Origin of the sequence: Ilumatobacter sp. (assembly GCF_039969435.1) — a bacterium.
Classification (GTDB): Bacteria; Actinomycetota; Acidimicrobiia; order Acidimicrobiales; family Ilumatobacteraceae; genus Ilumatobacter_A.
The window spans coordinates 1-22,574 of record NZ_JBDVNU010000013.1; the positions used below are offsets into that span (position 1 = coordinate 1).

General features: G+C 64.3%; 20 protein-coding genes. 10 read left to right on the forward strand and 10 right to left on the reverse strand.

Annotated elements, in window-relative coordinates; genetic code table 11:
• The 5 genes from ABJK40_RS07070 to ABJK40_RS07090 all read left to right on the forward strand — a co-directional run.
• A partial coding sequence (locus ABJK40_RS07070; protein ID WP_348481193.1) for an IS3 family transposase occupies positions 1–322 on the forward strand: 322 nt, incomplete at its 5' end.
• Positions 315–920, forward strand: coding sequence for a DDE-type integrase/transposase/recombinase (locus ABJK40_RS07075; protein WP_348481195.1), 606 nt, complete (start codon positions 315–317; stop codon positions 918–920). The genes ABJK40_RS07070 and ABJK40_RS07075, both read left to right, overlap by 8 nt.
• A 139-nt stretch (positions 921–1,059) precedes the next feature.
• Complete coding sequence (locus ABJK40_RS07080) at positions 1,060–3,714, forward strand: glycosyltransferase (RefSeq protein WP_348481196.1); 2,655 nt, start codon at positions 1,060–1,062, stop codon at positions 3,712–3,714.
• A 51-nt stretch (positions 3,715–3,765) separates the two neighbouring features.
• Entirely contained in the window at positions 3,766–4,497 is a 732-nt protein-coding gene (locus tag ABJK40_RS07085; protein ID WP_348481198.1) for a class I SAM-dependent methyltransferase, read from the forward strand.
• Between the two features lie 3 nt (positions 4,498–4,500).
• A complete protein-coding gene (locus ABJK40_RS07090) occupies positions 4,501–5,817 on the forward strand; it encodes a class I SAM-dependent methyltransferase (RefSeq protein ID WP_348481200.1) in 1,317 nt (438 codons plus the stop codon).
• 216 nt (positions 5,818–6,033) lie between these two features.
• Here ABJK40_RS07090 and ABJK40_RS07095 read toward each other — a convergent pair whose 3' ends face one another.
• Both ABJK40_RS07095 and ABJK40_RS07100 read right to left on the reverse strand, forming a co-directional pair.
• The gene (locus ABJK40_RS07095; RefSeq protein ID WP_348481202.1) at positions 6,034–6,969 is read right to left on the reverse strand and encodes a UDP-glucuronic acid decarboxylase family protein; all 936 of its coding nucleotides are present in this window, start codon (positions 6,967–6,969) and stop codon (positions 6,034–6,036) included.
• Complete coding sequence (locus ABJK40_RS07100; protein WP_348481204.1) at positions 6,969–8,288, reverse strand: UDP-glucose/GDP-mannose dehydrogenase family protein; 1,320 nt, start codon at positions 8,286–8,288, stop codon at positions 6,969–6,971. The genes ABJK40_RS07095 and ABJK40_RS07100 overlap by 1 nt, the downstream gene beginning before the upstream one ends.
• Positions 8,289–8,460: 172 nt before the next feature.
• Here ABJK40_RS07100 and galE point away from each other — a divergent pair, with 172 nt between their 5' ends.
• Positions 8,461–9,459 (forward strand): UDP-glucose 4-epimerase GalE, encoded by a 999-nt coding sequence (gene galE, locus ABJK40_RS07105; protein ID WP_348481206.1) that lies wholly within the window; start codon positions 8,461–8,463, stop codon positions 9,457–9,459.
• Positions 9,460–9,486: 27 nt separating this feature from the next.
• Here the strand turns inward: galE and ABJK40_RS07110 are convergent, their stop codons facing one another.
• Together ABJK40_RS07110 and ABJK40_RS07115 are read right to left on the reverse strand one after the other, a co-directional pair.
• On the reverse strand, positions 9,487–11,202 hold the full coding sequence (locus ABJK40_RS07110; RefSeq protein WP_348481250.1) for a stealth family protein: 1,716 nt from the start codon (positions 11,200–11,202) through the stop codon (positions 9,487–9,489).
• 72 nt (positions 11,203–11,274) lie between these two features.
• A complete protein-coding gene (locus tag ABJK40_RS07115) occupies positions 11,275–11,805 on the reverse strand; it encodes a hypothetical protein (RefSeq protein WP_348481208.1) in 531 nt (176 codons plus the stop codon).
• Positions 11,806–12,465: 660 nt separating this feature from the next.
• On the opposite strand from ABJK40_RS07115, the gene ABJK40_RS07120 reads away from it, so the two are divergent.
• Positions 12,466–13,401, forward strand: a complete 936-nt coding sequence (locus ABJK40_RS07120) for an FkbM family methyltransferase (protein ID WP_348481210.1) — start codon at positions 12,466–12,468, stop codon at positions 13,399–13,401.
• 184 nt (positions 13,402–13,585) lie between these two features.
• Here the strand turns inward: ABJK40_RS07120 and ABJK40_RS07125 are convergent, their stop codons facing one another.
• Positions 13,586–14,362 (reverse strand): alpha/beta hydrolase, encoded by a 777-nt coding sequence (locus ABJK40_RS07125; RefSeq protein ID WP_348481211.1) that lies wholly within the window; start codon positions 14,360–14,362, stop codon positions 13,586–13,588.
• 44 nt (positions 14,363–14,406) lie between these two features.
• The gene (locus ABJK40_RS07130) at positions 14,407–14,631 is read right to left on the reverse strand and encodes a hypothetical protein (protein WP_348481213.1); all 225 of its coding nucleotides are present in this window, start codon (positions 14,629–14,631) and stop codon (positions 14,407–14,409) included.
• A gap of 67 nt (positions 14,632–14,698) precedes the next feature.
• Here ABJK40_RS07130 and ABJK40_RS07135 point away from each other — a divergent pair, with 67 nt between their 5' ends.
• Positions 14,699–15,625 carry an ABC transporter permease gene (locus tag ABJK40_RS07135; RefSeq protein WP_348481215.1) on the forward strand — a complete coding sequence of 309 codons (927 nt, stop codon included), beginning with the start codon at positions 14,699–14,701 and terminating at the stop codon, positions 15,623–15,625.
• Complete coding sequence (locus ABJK40_RS07140; RefSeq protein WP_348481217.1) at positions 15,612–16,373, forward strand: ABC transporter ATP-binding protein; 762 nt, start codon at positions 15,612–15,614, stop codon at positions 16,371–16,373. Before ABJK40_RS07135 ends, ABJK40_RS07140 begins: the two co-directional genes overlap by 14 nt.
• Positions 16,374–16,428: 55 nt before the next feature.
• On the opposite strand, the gene ABJK40_RS07145 is transcribed toward ABJK40_RS07140, so the two are convergent.
• The 4 genes from ABJK40_RS07145 to ABJK40_RS07160 form a co-directional block, all read right to left on the reverse strand.
• Positions 16,429–19,029 (reverse strand): UPF0182 family protein, encoded by a 2,601-nt coding sequence (locus tag ABJK40_RS07145; protein WP_348481252.1) that lies wholly within the window; start codon positions 19,027–19,029, stop codon positions 16,429–16,431.
• Positions 19,030–19,387: 358 nt separating this feature from the next.
• Positions 19,388–20,275 carry a diacylglycerol kinase family protein gene (locus ABJK40_RS07150; protein ID WP_348481219.1) on the reverse strand — a complete coding sequence of 296 codons (888 nt, stop codon included), beginning with the start codon at positions 20,273–20,275 and terminating at the stop codon, positions 19,388–19,390.
• A gap of 14 nt (positions 20,276–20,289) precedes the next feature.
• Positions 20,290–20,742 (reverse strand): hypothetical protein, encoded by a 453-nt coding sequence (locus tag ABJK40_RS07155; RefSeq protein WP_348481221.1) that lies wholly within the window; start codon positions 20,740–20,742, stop codon positions 20,290–20,292.
• 284 nt (positions 20,743–21,026) lie between these two features.
• Positions 21,027–22,142, reverse strand: coding sequence for an acyl-CoA dehydrogenase family protein (locus ABJK40_RS07160; protein WP_348481223.1), 1,116 nt, complete (start codon positions 22,140–22,142; stop codon positions 21,027–21,029).
• Positions 22,143–22,197: 55 nt separating this feature from the next.
• Between ABJK40_RS07160 and ABJK40_RS07165 the strand changes: the two genes are divergently transcribed.
• Complete coding sequence (locus ABJK40_RS07165; protein WP_348481225.1) at positions 22,198–22,473, forward strand: type II toxin-antitoxin system prevent-host-death family antitoxin; 276 nt, start codon at positions 22,198–22,200, stop codon at positions 22,471–22,473.
• Positions 22,474–22,574 lie beyond the last annotated feature (101 nt).

The window sequence follows — 22,574 nt, forward strand, 5'->3', positions numbered from 1 at the left end:
GAAGCTCTGTCGCCAGGATTACTACCGGTGGCGCCACCGGCCGGTCTCGGACGAGTTGCTCGACGAGGCGGATCTGACCAACGCGATCTTCGACGCGCACGCCGATGACCCGGAGTTCGGGTATCGGTTCCTCGCCGATGAAGTCCGCACTGCCGGTCACGTCGTGTGCGATCGGACCGTGTGGCGGATCTGTCGGGACAACGCCTGGTGGTCGGTGTTCGGCAAGAAGAAGGGAAAGGCGTCCAAGCCGGGCACACCCGCACACGACGACTTGGTGAAGCGGGACTTCACCGCTGCGGGTCCTGACGAGTGTTGTGGCTGACCGCCATCACCGAGCACTGGACCCGCAGGGCGGGCTCTACCTGTGTGCGATCAAAGATGTCTGGTCGAACCGCATCATCGGCTCCTCGATCGACTCACACATGACGGCTCGTCTCGCGGTGAACGCGATCGACAACGCGGTTGCTCGACGAGGTGGCGACGTCGCCGGGTGCATCCTGCTCTCCGACAGGAACAGCCAATTTCGATCGAGGAAGGCACAACAGGCGCTGACCCGTCATGGCATGGTCGGCTCGATGGGTCAAGTCGGCTCAGCCGGCGACAACGCCGCGATGGAATCGTTCTTCTCGCGCCTCCAGAAGAACGTCCTGAACCGGCGCACCGGGACCACCCGTGACGAGTTGCGGATCGAGATCGTGACCTGGATCGAACGGACCTACCAGCGGCGCCGACGACAGCCCCGACTCGGCCGATTGACCCCGATCGAATACGAAACCATCACGACCCCAACAACACCCGCTGCCCAACAGACCCCACCTGTCACCGGATGGTGCAGCAGACCTTTTCGGTTTCGGAAGTCATTCGTCATTCGCCCGTCGTCCTCACCCAGTCGCGGAAACTCAGGTCCGGCAGGCACTTAATCGAGTGGCCCATCTACCGGGTACCCCCTCACATCCACCGCCGCAGTGAAGCAACGGCTTTGGCTTCGCAAGTTGTCGCTACAGTCGTCTGAGTCGCTAGGTCCAACACGGTTCGGCGTACAAGGAGTCGATCGACCACATGAATTCACTCATCTTCTGCGAGAACCGAAACCACGTGCGTCTCGCTCGCGCCATCACCGATGGCGGTGCATCGCATCAGTGGTCGATCGGTACGACCAAGGATGGAACTGATGTACCGACGTGGGTGACGACTGAGGCCGATGCACTTTTTGCCGATGCTCACATCGTCGACCTGCTCGGCGAGACCGGTCGTCTCTCGGGCATAGCTGAAGTCCTAGGCGACCTCGTCGACGCGCACGGGTTTGATCGGCTGGTGCTGTTCAACGACCAGTCTCGGCGGGGTCGCGCCGTAACGGCGGCTGCCGACGGTCTGCTGCCGAGAGTTCTCATCCAAGACGGTCACCTCGACTTCTGGTTCGCCGAGGAGTCAATGGGTCTCGGCGATCAGAACGCAGAGTGGGGTGGTTCCAATCCGGAGGTGACATGCGTCTGGGGGCCCTCGATGCGGTCTTTTATCCGATCGCGCCACGTCCATCTGGACTCTCGTATCAACGTGAGCGGCGCACTCGACGTATCGGACGATCCAGATTTCACTGTGAGTGCACGGCGAATCGGTGGACGTCATCAACTTGACGAACCGCCCGAGAATGTCAAGCTGCTCCTCTTCGATCAGCCTTTGGCGGATCAGAGTAAGATCGCTCGAGCCTCCTACGAGAGTCAGATGTTGCGGCTCATCGAGTCTTTCGGGAGTCTCGCGTCACTGACCATTAAGCCTCATCCGTCCTCGTCGGCGAGACACCTCGAATGGTGGAGAGGTCCCGAAAGGAAGGTTCAGGTGCTAGACGAGTCGTCTCGACTCGACCCGACTGCGATCGCAGAGTACGACATCGCGCTTACCTTCTTTTCCTCGTCGTACATCGACACGATCCGCGCTGGTGTTCCACTCGTCCTGTTTCGTCTGGACGGGGTCAACGTCGTCTTTCCAGACGTGTACCACCCGCTCATCCGTTCGACGAGGACGGTCAAGGAGCTCAAGGAAGTACTCACTGTCTTCGCCACAACTGGTCAGTTTCCGAGCAACTCGGCAGGGCAACCGATTGAACACTTCATTGCGTTGGACAAGGACCCAGTCGCGGAAATCGTCCAAGCGATCGCCGGGGCAGAACGAATGAACGGGAAGTCGTCTGTGGTCCCGAATGCCGAAGCGAAGGCAGCGGGAGGGCGCGGGCAGAAGCGCCTTCTCGCCTTGGACCGGCTGACCCGCGAGACCGACCATCCACAAAGGCTCGTCGTGTTGGGCGACGACTTCTCTCCTGCAACCGGCGTGGCGGTCTCAATCCTGGCGTATGCGAGGTGGCTCGTTGCAGAGACCCACGCAACCCCACGACTCGTCGATCTCAGAGCGCTACGGGACCCTCGAAGCATCATCCGGATCGTCGGCGACGCCGAAAGTGTAATCGTCAACAGCTTTGCCGCTCTCTGGCGCCAATCTGGTGCGATCGAGACCGTTCGGGTACTCCTCGACCATGGGCACACCGTTGCCCTCTACGCCCACGAGACCGATTTTGTCTTCCAGAAGGAGGCGATGACTCGAGGGCCACGACATCGAGCAATCTTGGAACTGCTCCCCCGTTTGCGTCTCCTGTGCGTTTCGGAACGACAGGTTTCGATGCTCAAGGGTTTGGGAGCTCGAGACTGCCTCCTCGTCTATGAGACGACGCCAGCTCACCCGGTCCGTAGAACCCGGGCAGACGACGGACGGACAACTATTCTGATGGTCGGCTCCGTTCAAAACCGGAAAGGCGCAGACCTATTTTCTCGGTTGGCCGAGCGGGCTTCAGTGCGGAACCTCCCGTGGGACTTCCGTTGGCTCGGGCACGAAGTTCCCGGGCTTATGCACGGAGCTCACCGATCCAAGGCAGTAGCGTGGGTTGGCGCAGTACCGCAACCGCAGGTGAAGCAAGAATTGGCCAACGCTGATGTTTTCTTGTTGTCTTCAATTGACGACCCGCAGCCGCTCAGTGTGATCGAAGCAGTTCAGCAGCGGCTACGCATCGTGACCTTCGAAGACGTGGGGTCCGCAGAACTGCTTGAGGGAATCCGAGGCTACGAGTCCTTCCCGAGCTACTCTGTGGACAGCGCGTTCGACGCTATTCATCGAGTCTTGGCTGAGGACGTAGACGAAGATGGGTACGCCGAGGTCGCCGACCTTGTCTCAGTGGAAGCCTTCGGAGAGCGGATGTCCGTCGCAATGCGATCCCAATCGACCCGCGCTGTCGGGGTCCGGGGCTTCTCAGAGGCCGATTCAGCAGCCACGCCCGGCGTCGAGACCCTACGATTCCTCAATCTCGTCAAGGATGGCGAGGACGATCTGGCGTTGGATCTCGGACGAATCATTCTGGAGCGCCGGACGTCGTGGCTGGTGGCTACCGAGATGGCGTCTATCCATCGCAGGCAGGGCAGGAACGCCGAGGCGTTCAGCTACCTCGGACTCGCTGCGCTCGGCGACCGTAAGCGGGCGAGATTGTGGTTCCGCATAGCGCAAGAATCAACCCTCATGGGCGATTCAACAATGGCCATCATGGCAGCAACCGTTTCCGATCGACTCAACCGGCGCAACGGGGAGGCCGCGGCCCTCCGCAAGGATCTGCTTCGACGTGCTGCCGGACGCCGCGTGCAGCGAGCTAGAGAGCGCCTTCGCGCACGATCGTAGGGGCCGTACATCATGCGGCCAAATCTCAACTCTCGTAGAAATGGATTCGAAATGTCTGATCTGAGTTCACAAACTCACGCTGCTCGCGATGTATGGAACGATGGCGACGACGAGATGTACCGACGGGACCAATCGCATTGGCGAGGAGTCGGTCGTTGGCGAAACGACGGACGGTGGCAATCGATCGGTAAACAGACCCTTCAAGGCTTCGACCTCATGCACCGTTACCTATCGATTCCAATGTCAATCGTCGGCACCCGAAGGAACATCCTCGAATGGGGCCCTGGCGGCGGCACCAACCTTTTCGCACTGGCCCCGATAGCGAGCAAATACTACGGAGTCGATGTGTCGACAAGCAACCTTGAAGAGTGCACCCGCATGATCGAGGGCGAGGGGCACAACAACGTCTTTTGCCCGATTTTGGTCCAGGACTCACCGGCCGAGGTTTCCGCCCAGGTGGCCGACGAAATAGATCTTTTTGTCAGCACAGCTGTATTCCAACATTTTCCTTCGAAGGCCTACGGCGAGAGTGTCCTTCGAGTTCTTTATTCGATCACCTCTCCGAAGGCGCTCGGCATCATTCAGATCCGCTACGACAACAATAATCCGAAATATCGACCGATCGAGTCACTAGATGAGTACAAAGAGCGTCACATCACGGCCAACTCATACATGCTTGATGAGTTTCACGACTTGGCGAACAGCGCCGGCTTTGACGTTCTATTCATTAAGTCGATCAACAGCAATGTTAACTATGCGACGTTCCACCTTCGACGAAAGTGATCGATGATCGAAGTCCGCAAGCCCTATCATTTCGTCGATGATTTTTCTAGGAGTTTGGCGATGTTGTCGTGCATGATCTGTAGTGGTTCCGACGTCGAGATCCTTGGAAACCATCCAGACTTCCCCACTCGGATCATGCGCTGCTCCGGTTGCGACTCGGTTTCGTCAGAATGGCTGCCCGGACAATTTCTGAATGAATTCTATGCTGATCAATATCGGCTGGCCCGGCCCAACCATCTTGATACTTCGTACCTCGCGCTTCTCGGCGGTCGCGCCGCCGAACAACTGCGCCTCGTTGGTACGGACGGTCCCGGCGCCCGGGTTCTGGACATCGGAGCCGGACCTGGCGTGCTCTTGGACTCGCTCGTACACGGCGTGGAGCGGTTTGCCATCGAGCTCGACGCCGAACTTTCTAGAAGACTGGAGCTGGTCGAAGGCGTCGAAGTTCTCACATGGGAGGAGTTGCCCGAACGGACCGGATATTTTGACCTCGTCGTACTATCCCATGTTCTCGAACATGCAGCACATCCGGGCGAGATGCTCGCCTCCGCTGCGTTAGCACTGAAACCTGGTGGCACGCTTCTAATCGAGGTTCCAAACGAGATCGAACCGCTGCTCTCGACTCGATCTCTCCACCGCCGGAACGACGGACATCTACACTTCTTCTGTGCGTCGAGCTTCGAGAATATGGTTTCGAAGCAGCCTGCTCTCAGCATCGCAACCATCACATCTGCTGGAATCGCCGCCGCCGATTTCTCGACAGGAACTCCGCTCGGAACATTTGAGACACGCGACGACCTGGACGGTCTTTGGCTGAGAGCCGTACTGGTGCGTACGTCGGCGGACGTTGTCGAACCGAACTTCGAGCCGGACTTCGAGACGCGCCTGCTGCAAACTCTGAGGATCGCAACCGATGCTCAGCAGCGCGCCACTGCACTCGCATCGAAAGTGGCAGACGCAGATGATGCTGCGATGGCACGACTTGCGTCCTTGGCCGCGGATGTCGCGGACGCCAGGGAAGAAGCGGAAAGCCAGCAGCGTCTTCTAAAGACAGAGAGAATCGAAGTGGCGAGGGCTGCAGAGCTCACGGCCCGCCTGAACCAACAGCTTAAAGATTCTCGACAGCAGACGGCGACTGCGGAACGACACCTGGCGAATACGAGCGGCCGTATCCTTCGGATCGAGAGGGAGAACGAAGAGCTTCGTGCAAGCGCGTCGTTCCGGCTCGGACACCGCATCGTGAAACCGCTGGCACAGGTCCGGAAGATGCTCCCCTGGACCCGTCGGCCGCCATCGGAACAGAGGTCGTCAGGTCGGTAGGTCGAGGCTCCGCGAGGAGCTGAGCGCCGCTGCCGCCGCCACGATCCCTCTGCTTGATGTTCGTGGCACCGATGAGTGCGCCCCGAGGACGGTAAGCGTCCAGCAGCGACGAAGTATCGAGCGGAGCGAGCTCAAAGCAAAACACGCTTCGTACTCACCTGGAGTTGACATCGACGAGCAGATTTCGGCCACTTGGAGTGAACTTGACCAGCGAGGTCAGACTCCGAGCACGGCGACGAAGCTTGCGATCGTGCGTTCCAGCCCGGTTCGCAGGTCGATCACCGGGCTCCAGCCCAGCAGATCTTCGGCGAGGGAGATGTCGGGCTTGCGCTGCTTGGGGTCGTCTGATGGCAGCGGCTCGAACACGATTCCGGCCGTGTTTCCGGTGAGCTCGTTCACGAGGTCGGCGAGTTCGAGCATCGTGAACTCCCCCGGATTGCCGATGTTGATCGGGCCCGACTGACCACTATCCAGCAGCGCAAGGAAACCGCGGACTTCGTCCTCGACGTAACAGAAGCTCCGCGTCTGGGACCCGTCACCATAGATCGTCAGCGCCTCACCTCGAAGCGCCTGAGTGATGAAGTTCGACACTACGCGTCCGTCGTCAGGCTGCATCCGGGGTCCGTAGGTGTTGAAGATCCGAACGACGCGGATCGCGACGCCGTGTCGACGGTGGTACGCAAACGTCAACGCTTCGGAGAATCGCTTTGCTTCGTCGTACATGCTGCGAAGACCGATTGGGTTCACATTGCCCCAGTACTCCTCCGTCTGCGGGTGGATGGAGGGATCTCCGTACACCTCACTCGTGGAGGCCATGAAGAACCGCGCATCCCGTGCCCGTGCGAGTTCGAGGAGGTTGCGGGTGCCGATGCTGCCGACGTCGAGAGTCTCGATCGGCAACCGGTAGTAGTCCTTCGGTGATGCCGGACTTGCCAGGTTCATCACTGCGTCGACCGGGCCGTCGACCTCCACACCGTTGCAGATGTCGGCTTCGAGTACCTCGAACGATTCGTGGTCGAGCAGATGGTCGACGTTGGCCGACCGGCCCGTGAGATAGTTGTCGACGCACACCACGCGGTCACCACGCACAATCAACGCATCACACAGATGCGACCCTAGGAATCCGGCCCCGCCGGCGACGACGACACGCATCAGCGTCGCCCGACGCCGTCGTAACGCAAGCCCGCATCTTTCACGGCGTCGGGGTCGAACAGGTTGCGGGCATCAACGATGGTGGTGCCCTTGCCAACACGTGCTGCCAGCTCGTCGAGGTCGATTTGAGCGAACTCGGACCACTCCGTGAAGACACACACGACGTCAACGCCGTCGGCGACCTCCATCGGATCACCCACCAGTTCGATCCCGTGGAGCATCTTCGCCCTATGGGGCGCCAGTTCCCGGGTCGTCGTCGGATCGAAGGCCTTGACGTGCGCCCCGACCTTGCGCAACTCGCCGATGATCGCGACAGCAGGCGATTCGCGTAGGTCGTCGGTGCCGGCCTTGAACGTCAGTCCGAGCGCTCCGACCCTCATGCCCGACAGGTCGGACTGATGGCGACCGACGGCTCGAGCGACTTTGTCGACCATGCGCCGCCGCTGCTCGTCGTTCACCGAAATCACACCGCGCATCATCGAGAAGTCGTAGCCGTGATCTTCGGCGATCTTCACGAGAGCTCGGCTGTCCTTCGGGAAGCACGAGCCACCCCAACCAGGGCCTGGGTTGAGGAACCGACGGCCAATACGGGTGTCGGAACCGATCCCCTCGACGACAGCGGCAACGTCGGCCCCGACATGTTCACACATCGCCGCAACGGCGTTGACGAAGCTGATCTTCATCGCAAGGTACCCATTCGCCGCGTACTTGATCGTCTCGGCCGACGCCGGGTCGGTGATGATCACCTTGGTTTCGATCTCGGCGTAGAGGTCGGCGACCTGTGCTGCCGCTTCCCGGTTCGCAGCACCGACGACCACACGATCGGGCTGCAGGAAGTCGTTGACCGCCGTGCCCTCGCGGAGGAACTCGGGGTTCGAGACGACAAACACGTCGTCGCGCTGCAGCACCCGCTCGACCGCACGGGTGGATCCGACAGGAACCGTCGACTTGTTGACCACGACCGCACCCGGCTTCAGGACGGGGGCGATCTCGCTGGCTGCCTGCTCGATGTAGGACAGATCGGCACTGCCATCGTCACCCTGGGGCGTCGGCACGCACAGGAACACGATGTCGGCATCGGCTGCTGCCGCCTGGGAACCAAGGACGAACTCGAGTCGACCCGCCGCGACCGACTCGTGAACGATCTTTTCGAGACCATCCTCGACGATCGGGATGCGGCCGTTCGTTAGCAGGTCAATCTTGCGCTGGTCGACGTCGCCGCACACAACCTGGTGGCCTAGGTGAGCGAAACAGGCACCAGTGGTGAGGCCGACATAGCCAGTCCCGACGACACCGAGGCGAACGGGAAGTTGGGACATTTCAGCAAACCTCGATTGATCAGACCAACTTGCGAAACACCGTACGACGAGACGGACGGACCGTTCTGGCTTGGTCGATGGCATCGCCGAACCTATCGCGGCAAACACCCGATCGACCCGACGAGCCGTGTGCCAACCGCTCGGCGAACCGGATCAGCTAGGTTCCGCAATTATGACGCAGACATTGGACGGCACCGTTCTCGTGACGGGAGGCGCCGGATACATTGGGTCGCACACCGTTCGAGCGCTCCGCGCTGCCGGGCGTGACGTGGTCGTCTACGACTCACTCGAACTCGGACGCCGCGAGGCGGTCGTCGACGCGCCGATCGTCGTCGGGGACATCCGTGACAACGACCTCGTCACCGCCACGTGCAACGAACATGGTGTCACCCAACTCGTCCACTTCGCTGCGTACAAGGCGGTGGGCGAGTCGATGGAGACCCCATCGAAGTACTGGCGCAACAACGTCGCCGGTTCGGTCGAACTGATCGAGGCGTGCCTCGCCTCCGGGGTGAACCACGTCGTGTTCTCGTCCTCGTGCTCCGTCAACGGCACCCCCGAGGTCGTGCCGGTCACCGAGACCGCACCGATCCGACCCGAGTCCGTCTACGCCGAGTCCAAGGCGATGGTCGAGCGGATCCTCCACTGGTACGGCCAGACCAGCGATCTGCGCTCGGTCAGTCTGCGCTACTTCAACGCCGCCGGCGCCAGCTTCGACGGTCGCATCGGGGAGGACTGGACCCATTCGCAGAACCTCGTGCCGCTCGCGATGAAGGCCCTCCTGCTGCGCGATCGTCGGTTGAAGGTCTTCGGGACCGACTACGACACTCCCGACGGCACCTGCATCCGCGACTACATCCACGTCGCGGACCTCGCCGACGCACACGTCAAGGCACTCGAGTACCTGGGGACCGGCGGCGACACCGTTGCCGTGAACGTCGGAACCGGTGTCGGGTCCTCCGTGCTCGACGTGCTCGACGAAACCGCCCGAGCGGCCGGCGAGCAGGTGCCCTACGACATCGCGCCGCGCCGAGCCGGCGACCCGGTCTCGACCTATGCAGACCCTGCGTTCGCCGAGAAGACACTCGGTTGGAAAGCCCAGCACGACCTGGCGGCGATCGTGGACTCGGCATACGCCTGGCACAAGAGCCAGCTCAACGACGACCGCTGACGCTCGTCCGGCTCGGCCCGGGCGTCCTCAGCTTTCACGATCGACCTCCCAGGGCGCCCGGTACGGGAATCGGGCTGCGAGAAACTCACGGACCGACGCCTGCGCTGCGGGAAACGTGTGGGCATCCATCGCTCCGTCGTTCAGACACAAAGTGTCGAACGGCGTGCCCAGAAGTATCTCGAGGCGATCGACGAGGTTGTGCTCCGCCAAGTTCAGATACTGATAGCGGATCGAACCTGGCCAGGCTCTCCCCAGCGTCTGCCCATACCGATGGTGGAGTGCCGCAGCAAACGAGATGTCGGTCGTCGATCGAAATCGAGCGCGCTTCGTTGCGATGTACGCATCGCCGAAGCGCTTCTCGATCTCGAACATCAGTGACCGTTGCTGAGGATGCGGCGTGTGTTTGAGCTTCTTCGACGGAGCCCATCCCGTCTCGCGAAAGAGTTCCCGTTGCAGGTTCTTGCCGGCGTTGTCCACCGACGTGCCGAACGGAGATGGTTCGCCCGCCTCAAAGCCCGCCTTCGACTCGAAGAACTTCGAATGGCCCGAACGTTCGAAGTAGGTGTGCCAGTCCGACAGGCGCCCGAAGAAGACATCGTCATTCACGTAGAGATAGTGCTCCGCCAAACCGTCGATGTGATGCAACTGCGATTCGATCGCATGGGAGTTGAACGTCGGAAGATCGGACAGGTCGTCGAAGATGTCGCGATGATCGACGATCTCGATCTGACCGTGGCCCGAATCGAGCCACGGAGGGACCTGACGATCCGTGACGATGAAGATCTTCCTGACGTATGGGACGTACTGCCGAACGGAGCGCAGCGAGTAACGCAGTTCGTCGAACGTGCGGAATCGTTCTTCGGTCGACCCGTCGGCACTCACGACACCAGCGGCTCCGGCCGCCTCGTTGCGCCGCTTCCGCCAAACCGGATCACCGCTGTCGACCCATGTGTAGACGACATCGATGACGAAGGGGCACGATTCACCATCGAGGTACCATTGGAATTCCGGTGCCGTGGGATGCTCACGTCCGTTGACGCACACCGAGTCTTCGAATGCGCGCGACGGCCGCATCGAGCGAATGCAGGGATTGGGACGTGGAGCACGGATCACGCTGGGAAGTCCAGACGTCGACCGCGGTTCGGTCACGAGCGATTCGGCGTCCGCTGTGACTTCGGCATCGGACGACGTCCAGAACTGGAGTTCGCAACGATGTTCCCGCCCGATGAATCCCGTACCGTCCCGACTCGCCACGACAGAGTACGTTTCGATGACCCGAAGGGTCATCGCGAGCTCGCACCACCGGCGATGGTCCAAGTCCACGAACGGGCGAAACCCGAAGGACTCGTTCTCGGCAAACGCGTAGAAGTTCCTGTCGTGCTTGGTTTCGGCGAGCGCCTGGACGGCTCGTTCACGCTGATTCGACGGAACCCCGATCGCAGTGCGGAACACGGATCCGGTCGGGACGACGAAGTAGTCGAGGTCGGCTTCGGCACAGATCCTGACGAGATTTTCGAAGTTCGCATCCCGAACGGCGTCGACCCGAACGGCGTCGACAACCCGGGCAATCCACCATCTCCGATTCGCGTACACGGCTCTGAATTTGTCTGGAGCCGTCGGAACGACACGCACGAACCGTCGTCGAGTCCAGCGAGAACGGAGGTGTCGGAGAGCATGACGAAGTCGCCTGCGCGCAATGAAGTACTGATCCAGGCCTCCGAACCGGGCGAGGATCGCGATCATCGACTTGCGCACGGAGCGACGATACAAGGTCGCCCAGTGAGCGTCGCAACGACGCTGACGCTTCCGTAGCGGCTATCGAGTCGGGGGTCGGCGCATCAGCGAGGCGAGTACGAGTCCGGGGCGACCAATCAACAGTCGGCATACGGCGCTCGCCCTCTTCATCGGGCCGCAGCGAGCGGACCAAGGAGCGACGAGTGCGGCGGCGAGTTCCGCACCCCGTTCGTCACATCGGACGACCGCTCGACATGCGACCGACATCGGAAGCGTCAGGAGCCGCCACACATCAGCGTGCACGCCCGCAACGGCGGCGCTCGCCGCATCGAGGAACTCGTCGGTCCAACCAGCGGGCGCTTCGCTCATGAACGAAAGGTGGCGTCCGACCTCTTCGCTGCAGATCATGGTGCCGTGGCGAAGCCACACCTCACCACCGTCGTGATGTCGCAGAAAGCGGTCGGTGGCACGAAGTGAGGCAAAGTGGCGGGTGCTGTCCGCACTCCGCAACTCCGCTCGCGGTCGCCACTCCTCCATCGCGTCGGCGAGGGAGCCCACGGTGGCGTCGTGAAGGCAGATGGCCACGATGCCCGCCTTCGTCGACGCGGTCACCGGTGTCAGACATTCGTCCACCGGACGGCGGGTCACCGAGCAGGAGATGGGTGATGCGTCCAGCCCACGGCCAAACCGAACGTCGGCGGCCGGCCGCGCCACGGCGAGCGCTTCTTCGACCAGCGTCACGGCTGAATCCACGATCCGAGGGCTTCCACGGGACGATCTTCATGCGCAAGCGTCGCGAGAACAAGCCGATCGGCGAGTTGTCATTGCCGATACACGCTGCCGACATCCGGCGTTCACCTCGGTGGGGAATTTCGGGGATCCGAGAACCACTCGAGCTCCGGTTCGACTCCCTCGAACCCGGACCAGAGGCTCGATCCCGGGACCGCATCCGGGTTGCGCAGCCACAATCTGAAGGCGAACGATCACAAGTCTGCGCACCACCGCTCACCACGACGAAAGCCACATGCAGCTCCAGTTGTGCGACACGCCGATCCCACTCGCGATGTCACGCTTCGGTGTCGCCCACCCCGCGTCGATGTCGACCGTCATCTCGAGGACCACGCAGGTGGTCGGAAGCCGATGGGCCGGGCAACTCACGGTCGTTCGCTCGTCAGCGTTCGTCGGCGTTTCACTTGCGACCTGCGTCTGAGGAACGACTTCCTCAAGTCGATGTTCACTCCGAAGACGCCGTTCGAGGCATAGTCTCCACCCGTGGCGTACTACACCCCGCTCCCGTCGCGACCGAACCGTGACGGGCCCGAACGCTTCCTGAACATCGTCGACGGCAAGTCCTCCGCTGTCCAACGGGCCCTCCGGCGGGACGGCCTCGCGGGGTACGAACCACCGACCATGGCGGCCATCCTCGCTGCACTCGAAATGCAGACCCCCGGCTTCACGTTCTTCGACGTCGGCGCGAACATCGGGCTGTACTCGTCGCTGTGCGCCACCCTCTTCGATCCGGCGCACGTCGTCGCATTCGAACCGACCCCCACCACCGCACTGATCGCTGCGAAGATCGCTCGCATCAACCACACCGGCGCGAGGCTCGAGGAGATCGCGCTCGGCCGCGAGCCCGGGACCGCCCGGCTCTACCTGTCGGCGACGTCGGACTCGAGCAACTCGCTCGTCGAAGGATTCAAGAAGAACGTCGGCACTGTGGACGTCGAGGTCGAGCCGCTCGACTCGTTCGTGCAACGGACGTCGCTGGTTCCCGACGTCGTCAAGATCGATGCCGAGACGTTCGAGCCCGAGATCCTCGCTGGCGCACGACGCACACTCGACGAGCACCGCCCGCTGCTGATCGTCGAGGTCCTCAACCGGCGCGGCCACGATCACGGCGAGGAGATGATGGCGGCCATGGATGGTCTCGGCTACTCCTACTACCACTGCTCCACCTACTCCGATTGGCAGCCGGCCGCCAGGATCACGGGGGACGAAACGGGTGCGGCCGGCGACTGGTTGTTCGCCGCAACGCCTTTACCTCCTGCGTTCCGAGCATCGGTCGAGGCCTGGGAGGAGGCCGTGTCGAGGTGTACCGCCGATCGCAACACGTCCGTCCTGCCCGATCCCGAGAACGTCGTCGCCCAACCTCTCCTCGATCGTGCTCGCGACCTCTACGGCCGGACGCGTCGCCTCATCGGTCGGTGACGTCGTCCCGCCCTCTGCGTTCGCCGACTCCCCGACGCACGGTTCGGATCGCTCCGTGGAGTCGAGAGTCGATCTGATCCCCCCTCGTTCCGCACCACACGCCTCGACGTTTTCACCGATGGGGCGACGTTTTCGATGTCCACGGCCGGTGGACTGACGTGCGGCACCCCGGGCGTAGCGGGACTCAGGACGTGGCGGCGCTCGGGTGATGCTGGAGCGAACGCATCCGGTCGAGCCAGCCGAGCAGGATTGCCACGGCACGCGGGTCGTGGCGCAGCCGGTGACCCGCTCCGGTGAGCAGGCTCAGTTCGGCGTCGCCGTGAGCGTTGACGAGTTGGCGTGCGTCGGACACCGGGACGCTGTCGTCCTCGTCGCCGTGCATCACGAGCATCGGCCGCGGCGCGAACTTGCGGGCGGCCGCGACCGGGCGGAACCGGCGGAACTCACGAGCCCACTCGTCGACCGACGGCGGGAAGCTGCGGTCACGGATCGCGCCGATCTCCCGAGCGTGTTCGAGCAGACGTCGGGGATGCTGCGCCCAGTCGTCGAAGTCGGCGCGCGGGCTGAGCAGCCCGAGGGCCGTCACCCGCGGGTCGTCGGCACCCACACACACGGCGATCGACCCGCCCGTGTTCGTGCCGAGCAGGATCACGCCGTCGGGCTCGCTGACGGTCATCAGATGGGAGATCGCGTGACGCAGATCGTCGACCCACGCCTGCAGCGAGAAATCGCCCTTGCTCGTTCCGCAACCACGGAAGTTGAACGTCATGGTCACGCAACCGAGCGTGCTCGCCGCACGATCCATCAACTGCGGGAACGTGCCACCCGACCGCTCCGCGTCGAGCTGTCCGATCGGGAAGCCGTGACACATGATGACCCCGGGGCCGCGCTGCACGTCGCCCGGAGGTCGCCCGATGTGACACGCCAGTTCGAATCCGTTCGATTCGAACGTGGAGTCCATCCCGGGCATCGTCGAGGTCCTGATCGATCCGAGTCCACTCCGCCTCAGGAGCGGGGCTTGAGGTGGCGGCGGCGCTTGCCGGGCGTGGCCAGGGTGTACCCGCGGTTGCGGGCCTCGGCGAGCGAATCGGGGCCGAATCCGAGCCCGACACCCTCGCTCGCGATCTCGTTGATCACGTCGTCGTCGTCCCACGTCGTGAGGTCGTAGACCAACTGCGTTCGCTTGTCGCCGATGAAGCGGAATCCCTCGAACTTCGGGTGGTGATCCATCACGACGTCAGAGTACCCGTGCCGGTGGCGGCTCCCCCAACGCATGCGGAGCGATATCGTCGTGGAGTTGAGTACGACACCGACCACCGGCTCCGACGGCACGTCGCCCGAGCAGCCGTCGGACGGGTACGACGCCCGACCTGACACGACCGAGGTCGACGAGGCCGCCCATCTGCGCCCGATGCACGCCCACGTCTCGGCTGCCGACTACCTCACCCAGATGTGGGACCGACGCTCGTTCGCCAGCGCGATGCCGCTCGAGGAGATCCGCACCTCCCACCAGGACACCCTGCTCGGGAACGTGTGGCACCTGGTCAACCCGATGCTGTCCGTCGGCGTGTACTACCTCGTCTTCGCCGTGTTCCTCGATGCTCGCGGCGGCATCGAGAACTACGTCCTGTGGCTGATGATCGGCGTGTTCACGTTCGGTCTGACCAACCGGTCCGTGCTCGCCGGGGCGACTGCGATCACGAGCAACATCGGACTGATGCGCTCGATGCGCTTCCCACGCGCGCTCCTGCCGGTCTCGGCCGTGTTCGGCCGTCTCGTCACCTTCGGCTTCGAACTCGCGGTGCTGTTCGTCGTGGCGATCCTCACGGGCGAGGGCATCACCCAGCGGGTCCTCGCCCTGCCCATCATCCTCGCCGTCCACACGGTGTTCAACCTCGGGCTGGCGATGATCGCAGCGCGTCTCAACGACAGTTACCGCGACGTCCAGCAACTGATCCCGTTCGTGTTCCGTCTGCTGATGTACGTGTCGGGTGTGATGTTCCCGGTCCGTCAGTACATCGACGACGCGGAAGCACCCGGGCTGATCTCGCGCATCGTCTCGCTCAACCCCATGGTCCAGATCCTCGACCTGTACCGCTGGGTGTTCCTCGGAGAGCCCGTGAGCCTCTGGCGTGTCGCAGAGTTCATTGCACTCACCGCGCTCGTCCTCGTGTTCGGATTCCGGTTCTTCCGCGTCAAGGAGTTGGCGTATGGACGTGCGTGAGCAGACCACGCCGTTGTCCGTGCGGGTCAGCGACGTCCACGTCGAATACGAACTGTTCGACGAGCGTCGCGCTGCGCTGCGCCAACGTTTCGCCACGCGCAGCGGTGTCGGCCGCAAGGTCGTCCACGCCGTGAAAGGGGTGTCGTTCGACATCCGCGAAGGCGAGTCGGTCGGCATCCTCGGCTCGAACGGATCGGGCAAGTCCACACTGCTCGCAGCGATGGCCGGTCTGCTGACCCCCGTCTCCGGCGAGATCCTCGTGAGCGAGGAACCGAAACTGATGGGCGTCGGCGCCACGCTGATCCCCTCGGCCACGGGACGTCGCAACATCCGTCTCGGCTGCCTCGCACTCGGCATGTCGACGGACCAGCTGGATCACGAGATCGACGAGATCATCGACTTCACCGAACTCGGCGAGGCGATCGACCGGCCGCTCAAGACCTACTCGTCGGGAATGCGCGCACGGCTCCACTTCGGTATCGCCACCTCGATCTCGCCACGCATCCTGATGATCGACGAGGCACTCAGCACCGGCGACCGCCGCTTCCGCGAGAAGTCGGCCGAACGCCTCGACGCCCTCCTCGGTTCCGCCGGCACCCTGCTGCTCGTGAGTCACAGCCTCGGCGAACTCAAGGACCGGTGCGAACGAGGGATCTGGCTCGAACAGGGCGTGCTGCGAGCCGACGGACCGATCGACGAGATCATCGAGGCGTACTCCGCCGACGAAGGCCCCGTCGTACGCACCTGACGTCCTGACTCGACCGGCACCCGAGCGGCTGTCGATCAGCTCACCGACGATCGGCTCAACCGCCGGGGTCCAGGTCGGTGTCGACGCTCGGCGCGGCGGGGTCGGCGATCGCCTGGACGGCGGTCACGGCATCGGCACGCACCACGACACGACCGTCAGACACCGCCGCCACGCCGAACAACCTCGGTGCCGCCGACGAACCCGTCCCCGACACGATGATCGAACGGGTCCACACCAGGCCACTCTCGGTGATCAACGGCGACATCGGTCCGAACTGCACCTTGGACCCGTTCGCGTTGAGCAGCGTGATCACCCGGGCGAACTCGGGGTCGGCGTCGATCGCACTCTGCGCGACCTGAGGGCTGAGCAACGGCAGGCCACCGTCGAGATCCGGTTCGACGAGGGTGATGCCACCGAACAGCCCGTGCTGCGCCACCGCGATCGCGGCGAGTTCGTCGCGCGTCGTCGACGGGTTCGACCCCGAACCCGGCCCCAGTGGGCGCAGGGCGGCGAACCCGTCCGCAGCGCCCTCGAGCGGCGTGAACATGTCGACCGGCGGCGCCGCAGCGGTCGTCGGCTCGCCGACCGAGATCGCCGGCGCCGCGCTGATCGCCCACCGGCCGGTGCCGTTGAAGAGTTCCTCGGCCGTGTCCACGTGATACCGCCCGATCAGCGTCGACTGCACCGTCCACAGGTCGTCGGGGTACCGCACCTGCGGGCGCAGCGACTCGGGGAAGTCGTCGACCGGCTCGAGCAGCCCGGGATACACGCGGTCCCACACGTCGAGGAACGGGTCCTCGTCGGCGACCCGGTACAGGTGCGTCTCGCCCGTCTCGGCGTCGACGGTCGCCTTCACGGCGGCATGCAGGTAGTTGATCTCGCGTCCGGCGAGGTCGCTCGACTCGGGGACGCCCGTCACCGTGACGAACTGCGCCGCAGGGAACGAGCCCGACGTCGTGTATCCGTCGATCACCCAGGTGACCCGACCGTCGGAGATGATCGGGTACGGGTCGCCGTCGAGATCGAGGAACGGCGCCAGTGCACCCACCCGCTCGCGCACCGAACGCCGGTACAGCAGCTGGGAGTCCGCCGTGAACTCGCTGGTCAGCAGTGGCTGGGACTCACCGACGGTGAGGGCGAGGGCCGCTCGACGGACGAACGAATCCATCGCGATGCCCGCCCCGTCGAACTCGGCGCCGCCCTGCTGCACCCGACGCGTGCCGACCACGGCATACCAACCGTCGAGCTGCTCGCCGAAGTAGAGCGGCAGGTGGTCGACGCCGAACGTCCCGTCGAGAGATGCCACGTCCGGGCGACCGTCGCCGTCGGTCCGGTCGGCAGGGACCGCGATCACTCCGTCGCCGTGGGTGTAGACGAGGTGCTCCTGCACCCATCCGGATTCGGGTACTTCGCTGCGTCGCGCCGATCGTGCCGCGACGAAGACCGGTCGGTTCTCGCCGTCCACCTCGTATCGATCGAGGTCCACGTCGGTGACCCGTGTGCCCGTCGTCCCCGCGAGGACCTGGAGGGTGGGAGCCATCATCGAGGTCTCGAACAGCGGGACGCGGGAGATGTCGGCGCTGTTCGCGTCGGACGCGACCAGCGATCCGAGGTCGACCGATTCGGTCGACACCTCGTCCAGGTCGAAGGCCTCCCGTGTCGCCAGCAGGTTGTTCTCGATCGACCAGAGCTGACGGTCGGCTTCGGCCGGTGCGACGACGAAACGTTCGGTCAACGACGGCACGACCACCACGACAGCAGCGTGCACGAGGGCCGCGACGCCGAGAGCGGCCAGCACCGGACGCCACCGGCCCGTGCGGCCCATCCACACCGCCGTCATCCCCACGCCGAGCGTGAACAGCGCCGACAGGATCAGTCCAGGTCGCGTGATGTTCGCCTCGGTGAAGCCCGGCCCGTCGAACGTTCCCACCCGATTCGTCGCGATCGACGGACGGGCCACGAACAGGTCGTGCAGCACCTGGAGGAAGCAGACGAAGGCCGCGAGCGATCCGACGTGGGCGATCGCACGTCGCGACGACCGGACCGGGTCGCCCGGGAATCGGAGGGCTCCCGACGCGACGTGCCCGAACACCGCGAGCAGCAGGGTGAAGGCGCTCAGTTGGCGCAGGAACGAACTGGCACCCCGCAGGAACGGGAGCTGGAACAGGTGGAACCCGAGGTCGCGACCGTCGACCGGCGCCGATCGTCCCAGCTCCTCGCCATGACGGAACAGGAGCCAGAGTTGCCACTGATCGGTGGCCGAGGTGGCGATGTGCCAGGTGAGGTAGACGGCGATTCCGACGAGGAGCCAGCGGTGAGCGGGCCCCATCCGCTCGTGGTAGCGCACGATGATCCGGGCGGGCGTCGCGCGATCGAGCCGTGCGACGCGGAGGACGAACCACACCGTGGAGCCGACGAGCGCGGCGGTCACCACCCCGACTCCGACGCCGAGCTGGGCCTTGGCGATCAGGTTCGTGCGCCACACCGATGCGTCGGTGACGGTGTCGAACCACCAACGATCGAGCAGCACCGCGGCCAGACCCCGGAGGACGAACAGCGCACCGATCGACCCCACGACGGCGAACAGGGCCACTCGCGTCCGGCGGCTGCGACGCTCGAACATGGACACGAGCAGGAATCGCTGGACCGGGGCCATCTGAACCACGCATGGAATCTACGACCCGATCGAACCAACCGGATCGCAGACGGATCCTGGCGCGACGATGCCAGGCACCGGGTGGTGCCTGGCATCGACGGCATTCTGTCTGGAACTGTCTCCATCACGAACCGGTGCGATCGGAACGATCGGGTGGAACGCCGCCGGGACCATGTGCGGCGATGAAGATCAGCGGGGTTGGCGGGGATTCGCCAGGCCGGTCCAGCCTGTTGACCTAGCGGCCAACCACCTCCAGGGTCCCATTCGAATTTTCTGACATCGTGTGGACCACCTCCTCTCTCTGGTGTGGACATTTCAGCACACTCTGCGTGCGCCGTCACCCCGGGTTTCGAGAAATTCAGCCGTGGTGGATGCGCAGCACACCGGGTCTGCAGGTCGCCGCGAGCGACCGGACCGGGTCGTCGGCATCGCCGTCGCGCTGGCTCGCCACTTCGGTCCACCAGTCGACCCTGATCGACACACCCTGAGCCCGCACGACGTCGCGATCGGGCACGTTACGTCGCCGCACCAGACGCCAGACCGTCGCCGCCATCCGCCGCACCGTGTCGACGCGCACCACGGCCACGTCGAGCAACCCGTCGTCGGGTTCGGCGTCGGGCGCGACGTACAGCGAGTCGGACACCCGTTGGCCGACGTTCATCACGATGACGCTCATCGCCCGACCGTCGAACACCACGCCGCCGTCGACCTCGACCCGAACCCGCTCACCGGTCTGGCGGCGCAGACGCCTCACGCCGGAGCGGAGGAACCGGAGTCGACCGAACCGGGCGTCGCTGTGATCGTCGGCGTCGTCGATGACCGATGCGTCGAAACCGGTCGACGCGTTGAGCACGAACACGCCCTGGTCGGTCTCCCCCACGTCGATCACCCGAGACCGGTCGGCGATCACGGCGTCGGCCGTCGCGCCGGCGTCGTCGAGTCCGACGACCTGGGTGGCGAGGTTGACCGTTCCCGCCGGGACCGGCGCGAGCGTCATGTCGGACCCCGCCCGCACGAGCGCCGACGCGACGAGGTTGATCGCTCCGTCTCCCCCGACCGACGCGATCGCATCGGCTCCTCGCTTCGCCGCCTCGGCGACGGCGGCATCGACGTCGTCGGGCGACTCGGTGACGATCACGTCGACGGCGATCGCCGACTCCGAGTCGAACAGGGCGACGAACTCGTCGACCTCGGCCACGTCGGGCTGGGCGATGACGACGAGAAGCCGGGTGTCGCCTCGTGTCACGTCGGATCGACCGTTCAGATCACGTCGTCGAGCGGGGCCTGGGGGCCGACGGCGCCGATCGCCTCGAAGTAGTCGAGGTGTGCGGCCACGACGTTCACCGCATCGACGTCGTCGAGCAGGTCGACGTCGTGTCGGTCGGCTTCGCCTAGGAGGTACGCCGTGAGCGCATCCTCGGTCACCACGACCTTGTCGGCGATCTGCTGACGCTGATCGGCCGCCTTGTCGGGCTGCAGACCCTGGCTGTGCAACCACTGCATGTGGAACGTCAGCAACTGCTCGACCTCACCCGGGGTGAGACGGGCCTGGCTCTCCACCGGCAGTCGATCGCACACGAAGTCCGTCGCCTCCTCCAACGAGTACACCGCACGCGGCGCCATCGCATCGAGGCGGTGGGCTTCTCGACCCACCACGACCGCAGCGATCACGAACACCATCACCGCAGCAATGACACCGAACAAGATGACCACGCCCTCAACCTACCGAGCGAAGCGAGACGCCGAGCGAAGCGAGGCCCAGCGCGACCCGAGCCGATCGGGTCCGGGGTTTCGTGAGATGACGTCGTCCCGGAGTGAGGAACGATCGGAGGGCGAGACAGCGAACGGAATGCTGGACCCGATCGGCGACCCCCCGACGCGTCGAACCCCCGACGCGAGCCGACCGTGAGGTCGGCGGCGCCGGGGGTTCGTGAGTCGACGTCGTTCCGATCGAGGGGCGAGTCGAGGAGGGGATCGCCGGGGTCGCCGGCCGAACCTCAGATCCCGATGCGCGTGGCGAGCTGCTCGCGGTGGTACGTCGGATCCCCGAACATCAGCTCCGAGCTCTTGGCCCGCTTGAAGTACAGGTGCGCCGGGTGCTCCCAGGTGAAGCCGATTCCACCGTGGATCTGGATGTTCTCGGCGGCGGCGTGGAAGTACGCCTCGGAGCAGTAGGCCTTGGCGAGCGACGCCGTGGAGGCGAGTTCGTCGTTCATCTCGGCGGCGCACCACAGGCCGTAGTAGGCAGCGGACTTGGCCGACTCGACCTCGAGCAGCATGTCGGCGCACTTGTGCTTGATGGCCTGGAACGAGCCGATCGGGCGACCGAACTGCACGCGGACCTTGGCGTACTCGACGGCCTGCTCGAGGACCATCTGCGCTCCACCGACCTGCTCGGCAGCGAGACCGACGGCGACGAGGTCGAGGACGTTCGACAGGATCTCCCAGCCCTTGCCGTCCTCGCCGATCAGCGTGGCGGGGGTGTTGTCGAAGTCGAGCTTGGCCTGCTTGCGGGTCTGGTCCATGGTGGACAGCTGCGTGCGGGTGAGGCCCGATGCGTCGCCGGCCACGGCGTAGAGGCTCGTGCCGGCGCCGGACTTGGCGGCGACGATGATCAGGTCGGCGATGTGACCGTCGAGCACGAACGACTTCGTGCCGCTGAGCGTGACGTCGGAACCCGAGCCCGACGCTTCCATCGTGATGCCCGATTCGTCCCACTTGCCGGACGGCTCGACGTACGCGACGGTGGCGATCGTGGTGCCGGCGGCGATACCGGGCAGGTGCGCCTGCTTGGCGGCGTCGTCACCGGAGTGGATCAGCGTGTTCGCCGCGAGCACGGCGGTGGAGAAGAACGGTGCGCACAGGAGGGCGCGGCCCATCTCCTCGAGCACGATGCCGAGTTCGACGAAGGTGTAGCCGGAGCCACCGAACTCCTCGGGGATCGCGAGGCCCTGGAGGCCCATCTGCTCGCCCATCTGCGACCACACGGCGTCGTCGTAGCCCTTGTCGGTGTCCATCTGCTCGCGCACGGCCTCCTCGGAGGACTTGCTCTCGAGGAACGCACGGACGGTCTTGCGCAGTTCTTCCTGCTCTTCTGTGAATGCAAAGTTCATGGAGCAGATGATGCACGCGTTTGCGCACGCACCGCAAATCTGCTTGTGTACGCATGTGGACACACATCAGGCCGGCATCCGGGAACTCCGCGGCAGCCTGGCCGACGCCGTGCGCCGGGCGTCGGCAGGCGAGCGGACGGTGATCACGTCGTCGGGCCGACCGGTGGCACAACTCGCACCGCTCGACGCCGACGCGCCCGACCTCGAACGACTCATCGGCAGCCGTGCCGTGATCCCGCCACGACGCACCGGCGAGTGGCGAGCTCCCGAACCCGTCACGGTCTGGGCCGGCGTCCGCATCGACCAGGTCCTGCGCGAGCTCCGCGGATGACTCGCGAATCGGTCCCAGCGCGGTCATCGCCCCCCACCCCCACCTTCCTCACAACCCCCCGTTTGCGTAACGGTTTCTGCTGCCAGGGCAGCAGAAACCGT

Coding starts and splice junctions, on each gene's coding strand:
- ABJK40_RS07080 (WP_348481196.1), top strand. CDS start 1,060: ATGAATTCACTCATCTTCTGCGAGAACCGAAACCACGTGCGTCTCGCT.
- ABJK40_RS07085 (WP_348481198.1), top strand. CDS start 3,766: ATGTCTGATCTGAGTTCACAAACTCACGCTGCTCGCGATGTATGGAAC.
- ABJK40_RS07090 (WP_348481200.1), top strand. CDS start 4,501: ATGATCGAAGTCCGCAAGCCCTATCATTTCGTCGATGATTTTTCTAGG.
- ABJK40_RS07095 (WP_348481202.1), bottom strand. CDS start 6,969: ATGCGTGTCGTCGTCGCCGGCGGGGCCGGATTCCTAGGGTCGCATCTG.
- ABJK40_RS07100 (WP_348481204.1), bottom strand. CDS start 8,288: ATGTCCCAACTTCCCGTTCGCCTCGGTGTCGTCGGGACTGGCTATGTC.
- galE (WP_348481206.1), top strand. CDS start 8,461: ATGACGCAGACATTGGACGGCACCGTTCTCGTGACGGGAGGCGCCGGA.
- ABJK40_RS07110 (WP_348481250.1), bottom strand. CDS start 11,202: ATGATCGCGATCCTCGCCCGGTTCGGAGGCCTGGATCAGTACTTCATT.
- ABJK40_RS07125 (WP_348481211.1), bottom strand. CDS start 14,362: ATGGACTCCACGTTCGAATCGAACGGATTCGAACTGGCGTGTCACATC.
- ABJK40_RS07130 (WP_348481213.1), bottom strand. CDS start 14,631: ATGGATCACCACCCGAAGTTCGAGGGATTCCGCTTCATCGGCGACAAG.
- ABJK40_RS07140 (WP_348481217.1), top strand. CDS start 15,612: ATGGACGTGCGTGAGCAGACCACGCCGTTGTCCGTGCGGGTCAGCGAC.
- ABJK40_RS07145 (WP_348481252.1), bottom strand. CDS start 19,029: ATGGCCCCGGTCCAGCGATTCCTGCTCGTGTCCATGTTCGAGCGTCGC.
- ABJK40_RS07160 (WP_348481223.1), bottom strand. CDS start 22,142: ATGAACTTTGCATTCACAGAAGAGCAGGAAGAACTGCGCAAGACCGTC.